Genomic DNA, 5,055 nt, shown 5'->3' on the forward strand with positions numbered 1-5,055 from the left:
GTCCGGCGGCTCGGCCCCTTCAACAGTGCCCGGCTCTGGACGCCGGCCGCTGCGGGCGGACACCCCCCACCCCGTCCCCTGCGCGCCGTACGCGGCCAACGGTCCGGTGGGGGCGGGCGCGGCGGCCAACGGTCCGGTGGGGGCGGATACGGCGGCTAACGGTCCGGTGGGGGCGGATACGGCGGCTAACGGTCCGGTGGGGGCGGATACGGCGCCCAACGGTCCGGTGGGGGCGGATACGGCGGCTAACGGTCCGCTGGGGCGGGCGTGACTGCAACTCCTCAGGGGCGCGGGGAACTGCGCGACCAGCCACGACGGACCCGCACCCGCCCCGCAACCGGACCCGGCACCCCAGTAGGTGCCCGGCCCAAGCCCAGCGCAGCGGGGGCGCGGGGAACTGCGCGACACGCCACGACGGACCCGCACCCGCCCGACAACAGAACCCGGTACCCCCTTAGGCGCACAGGACCCGCCACCCCTGACCGCGTCAGATTCGTTCGAGCACCTGTGCCAGCAGGGAACCCATCCGCGTCGCGCTGTCGCGGCCCGCCTGGAGGACCTCCTCGTGGTTGAGGGGCTCGCCCGTCATCCCCGCGGCGAGGTTCGTGACCAGGGAGATGCCCAGGACCTCCGCCCCCGCCTCGCGCGCAGCGATCGCTTCGAGGACCGTCGACATGCCCACCAGGTCCGCGCCGATGACGCGGGCCATCCGGATCTCCGCCGGGGTCTCGTAGTGCGGGCCGGGGAACTGGGCGTAGACGCCCTCCTCCAGCGTGGGGTCGACCTCCTTGCACAGCGCCCGCAGGCGCGGGGAGTAGAGGTCGGTCAGGTCGACGAAGTTCGCGCCGATGATCGGGGACGTGGCCGTGAGGTTGATGTGGTCGCTGATCAGGACCGGCTGGCCGGGGCGCATGCCCTCGCGCAGGCCGCCGCAGCCGTTGGTGAGGACTACGGTCTTGCAGCCGGCGGCCACGGCGGTGCGGACGCCGTGGGCGACGGCGGCGACACCGCGGCCCTCGTAGTAGTGCGTGCGGCCGAGGAAGACCAGGGCGCGCTTCGCGCCGATCCGGTACGAGCGGATCTTGCCGCCGTGTCCCTCCACCGCCGGCGGCGGGAAGCCGGGCAGCTCGGTGACCTGGAACTCCGCGTCGGGGGCACCGAGCGCGTCCACGGCCGGTGCCCAGCCGGAGCCCATCACGAGGGCGACGTCGTGGGTCTCGGCGCCGGTCAGTTCGCGCAGGCGGGCGGCGGCGGCGTCGGCGGCGGCGTGCGGGTCGCCCTGGATGTCGTCCGGAAGAAGAGATGCGTTCACGCGGATGAGGGTAGCCGGTCCGGGCCTACGCGCGTAGATGACAGAGCTGACGGGATGGCGATCGTTGTCTTGTTGTTTCCGACCAAAGCGTGGGACGCCGGTGACTGGTGGTTCAGCAGGGGCGCTTGCGCAGTTCCATCACGTAGTCGTGCGGCGCGCCCGCGGATTCCGCCGCGTCGGCCACCTCGCCCAGGTAACGGGCGGAGGGGAGGCCGCCCTCGTAGCCGTTCAGGACGTACGTCCAGGCCTGCTCCTCGCCCTCCAGCGTGTGGATCCGGACCCGGGTGCGGCGGTAGATGTCCAGGCCCACGCCCTCCCAGCGGTCCAGCGAGTCGTCGTCGGCGGGCGCGATGTCGTAGAGCGCGACGAAGACCTGGCAGAGCGGGTCCTCGACGATCGTCGCCAGCGCCCCCTCCCAGCCCATGTGCTCGCCGCCGAAGGTCAGCCGCCAGCCGTTCAGCCACCCCGTGGCACGCATCGGCGAGTGCGGGGCGCGGCGGGTCATCAGCCGCGCGTCGAGGTTGCCGGCGTAGGCGGCGTAGAGCGACATGCGTCGAGGGTACGGCAGCCTTCCCCGGCGTCTCTCCCGTAACAGTGGCATCTCGGGGCGCCCCCCAGGCCGTAGGACCGCGGGGCGTGCGGGACAATGGAGTACGTGACTCGGATCGTGATCATCGGTGGCGGACCCGGCGGATACGAGGCGGCCCTGGTGGCCGCCCAGCTCGGCGCGGAGGTGACCGTCGTCGACTGCGACGGCCTGGGCGGGGCGTCGGTGCTGACCGACTGCGTCCCGTCGAAGACCCTTATCGCGACGGCCGAGGTCATGACGACCTTCGACTCGTCCTACGAGGAGCTGGGGATCATCGTCGCCGACGACACCCCACCGCTGGAGCAGGCCGCCCGAGTGGTGGGGGTCGATCTGGGGAAGGTCAACCGCCGTGTGAAGCGGCTGGCCCTCGCTCAGTCGCACGACATCACCGCCTCCGTGACGCGTGCCGGTGCCCGGGTGCTGCGCGGGCGTGGGCGGCTCGAAGGCATGCAGGCCCTCGACGGGTCCCGCAAGGTCGTCGTGCGGGCCGTCGACGGGAGCGAGGAGACGCTCGTCGCGGACGCGGTCCTCATCGCCACCGGCGCGCACCCCCGTGAGGTCCCCGACGCGCAGCCCGACGGCGAGCGGATCCTCAACTGGACCCAGGTCTACGACCTCGACGAACTCCCCGAAGAGCTGATCGTCGTCGGGTCCGGTGTGACCGGTGCCGAGTTCGCCGGTGCCTATCAGGCGCTCGGGTCCAAGGTGACGCTCGTGTCGTCCCGGGACCGGGTGCTGCCCGGGGAGGACCCGGACGCGGCCGCCGTCCTTGAGGACGTCTTCCGGCGGCGCGGCATGAACGTCATGGCCCGCTCCCGTGCCCAGTCCGCCAAGCGGGTCGGGGACCGGGTCGAGGTGACGCTGGCGGACGGTCGGGTCATCAGCGGGTCGCACTGTCTGATGGCCGTCGGTGCCATTCCCAACAGCGCCGGGATGGGTCTTGAGGAGGCCGGGGTCAAGCTGCGCGAGTCCGGGCACATCTGGACCGACAAGGTGTCCAGGACGACCGCGCCCGGTGTCTATGCCGCCGGTGACGTGACCGGTGTCTTCGCGCTCGCCTCCGTCGCCGCCATGCAGGGCCGTATCGCCATGTACCACTTCCTCGGCGACGCGGTGGCCCCGCTCAACCTGAAGACCGTCTCGTCCAACGTCTTCACCGACCCCGAGATCGCCACCGTCGGCTACTCGCAGTCCGACGTCGACGGCGGCAAGATCGACGCCCGGGTCGTGAAGCTCCCGCTTCTCAGGAACCCGCGCGCGAAGATGCAGGGCATCCGGGACGGCTTCGTCAAGATCTTCTGCCGGCCGGGCACCGGGATCGTCGTCGGCGGTGTCGTCGTCGCGCCCCGCGCCTCGGAACTGATCCACCCCATCTCGATCGCGGTCGACAACAATCTGACGGTCGAACAGATCGCGAACGCGTTCACCGTTTACCCCTCCCTTTCGGGCTCGATCGCCGAGGTGGCACGGCAGTTGCACACGCGCAAGGAGACCGGGGGAGCCTGACGGCCGAAAGCGATTCCTGCCTGGTCACAGGGAGTTGTCGACCATTCGTGCGGCATAGTCGGGGAGATTAGGCCCTATACCACTTCCCGTCCTACTGTGCGAACAACTTCGGTAATTCGGCGCATACTGCTGAAACCAGACGGTCGTTGGGGTTACTGTCAGTTTCGTGTTCGCTGCAGAACGTCGCCAATTGATCCTCGAAATGGTGCGGGCCAACGGAGCCGTGTCGCTCCGTGAGCTCGCCCGCGTCGTCCAGACCTCCGAAGTGACCGTACGGCGGGACGTGCGCGCACTGGAGGCAGAAGGACTCCTCGACCGCCGACATGGCGGTGCGGTATTGCCGGGCGGGTTCACGCGGGAGTCCGGCTTTCCGCAGAAATCGCATCTCGCGACCGCCGAGAAGACGGCCATCGCCGATCTCGCCGCGGGTCTCGTCGAAGAGGGCGAGGCCATTGTGGTGGGGGCGGGCACCACCACGCAGGAGCTGGCCCGCCGGCTCGCCCGGGTCCCCGGGCTGACCGTCGTGACCAATTCCCTGCTGGTGGCCCAGGCGCTCGCCCATGCCAACCGGGTGGAGGTCGTGATGACCGGCGGGACCCTGCGCGGTTCCAACTACGCCCTCGTGGGCTCCGGAGCCGAACAGTCGCTCCAGGGGCTCCGGGTCTCGCGGGCCTTCCTCTCCGGGAGCGGGCTCACCGCCGAGCGCGGGCTCTCCACGTCCAACATGCTGTCGGCGTCCGTCGACCGGGCGCTCGTGCAGGCCGCCGCGGAGGTCGTGGTCCTCGCCGACCACACCAAGCTCGGCACCGACACCATGTTCCAGACCGTGCCGACGGATGTGATCACCCGCCTGGTCACGGACGAGCCCCCGGCCCACGACGACCGGGCCGGCACGGAGCTCCAGGCGCTCGCCGATCAGGGGGTGCAGATCGCGGTGGCCGGCGCGTCGGGAGCGCCGGGGGGTGATCAGACCCCGGCACGCCGGGGTCAGGACCGCCGTGACGTGCCCCTGCCGGGACCTCGGCGCGGACAGGTCTCGGGAGCGGGACCCACACTGCGGACGGCCGCGGTACTGGGGGAGACGCCTCCGGGAGCGGAGCGGGCCCGGGTGGCGGACTTGCGGCGTCGGTGAGGGTTCGGCTCCGCGGGGGGTGGTGCCGCTGAGGTCGTGGTGTGGCTGCGGGTTCGCTTTGGGCTGTGCCGGGTGAGGTCGTGGAGCGGCTGCGGGGACGCCTGGGGCTGTGCCGGGTGAGGCCTGGAACTGTGCCGGGTGAGGTGGTGCAGCGCGGCTGTGGGTTCGTCGCGGCCGGTCGCGCCCGTGCGGTGGCGGCCGCGTATTTGATACGGCCCCGCGCCCTGGGGTGGATGGACGCGCGCGGGTTGAGGCGCCGCCCTCGTTGAGGTGAGGGTGGGTGTCGGCCGGGCCGTGTGCAGCGCCCGCGCCTGGGCGCCCCGCGCGCCGGGCATGCCCCCCCCGTTGGTCAAGTAGCCCTGGTACGCCCCTCACCGGTGAGAGGCGCTCCGCTCCTGGGTCCGACCGCCGAGGGGAGTCATGGCCACCACGCCGTCACCGCTCGCCGGGATCAGCACCGGCGTCAGGGCCACTGTCACGGGGGACGGGGAAGCGAGGCGCCCCGGGGACCTGGTG

Annotated in this window: 4 protein-coding genes; 2 read left to right on the top strand and 2 right to left on the bottom strand. The window is 71.7% G+C overall.

The window, feature by feature from the left end; genetic code table 11:
- Positions 1 to 487: 487 nt before the first annotated feature.
- Both ACFULQ_RS48500 and ACFULQ_RS48505 read right to left on the bottom strand, forming a co-directional pair.
- A complete protein-coding gene (locus tag ACFULQ_RS48500; protein ID WP_383558083.1) occupies positions 488 to 1,312 on the bottom strand; it encodes a purine-nucleoside phosphorylase in 825 nt (274 codons plus the stop codon).
- 112 nt (positions 1,313 to 1,424) lie between these two features.
- The gene (locus tag ACFULQ_RS48505) at positions 1,425 to 1,862 is read right to left on the bottom strand and encodes a gamma-glutamylcyclotransferase (RefSeq protein ID WP_383558086.1); all 438 of its coding nucleotides are present in this window, start codon (positions 1,860 to 1,862) and stop codon (positions 1,425 to 1,427) included.
- A gap of 96 nt (positions 1,863 to 1,958) precedes the next feature.
- On the opposite strand from ACFULQ_RS48505, the gene ACFULQ_RS48510 reads away from it, so the two are divergent.
- Both ACFULQ_RS48510 and ACFULQ_RS48515 read left to right on the top strand, forming a co-directional pair.
- Positions 1,959 to 3,407: an NAD(P)H-quinone dehydrogenase gene (locus ACFULQ_RS48510; RefSeq protein WP_383558089.1), complete on the top strand. Its 1,449-nt coding sequence runs from the start codon at positions 1,959 to 1,961 to the stop codon at positions 3,405 to 3,407.
- Positions 3,408 to 3,573: 166 nt separating this feature from the next.
- The gene (locus ACFULQ_RS48515; RefSeq protein ID WP_383558092.1) at positions 3,574 to 4,539 is read left to right on the top strand and encodes a DeoR/GlpR family DNA-binding transcription regulator; all 966 of its coding nucleotides are present in this window, start codon (positions 3,574 to 3,576) and stop codon (positions 4,537 to 4,539) included.
- Positions 4,540 to 5,055: the final 516 nt, after the last annotated feature.

Source organism: Streptomyces sp. NPDC057253 (assembly GCF_042669125.1).
GTDB lineage: Bacteria > Actinomycetota > Actinomycetes > Streptomycetales > Streptomycetaceae > Streptomyces.

Bases quoted from the DNA above. Each gene is read 5' to 3' on its own strand.
- ACFULQ_RS48505 (WP_383558086.1), bottom strand. From the start codon at position 1,862: ATGTCGCTCTACGCCGCCTACGCCGGCAACCTCGACGCGCGGCTGATG.
- ACFULQ_RS48510 (WP_383558089.1), top strand. From the start codon at position 1,959: ATGGAGTACGTGACTCGGATCGTGATCATCGGTGGCGGACCCGGCGGA.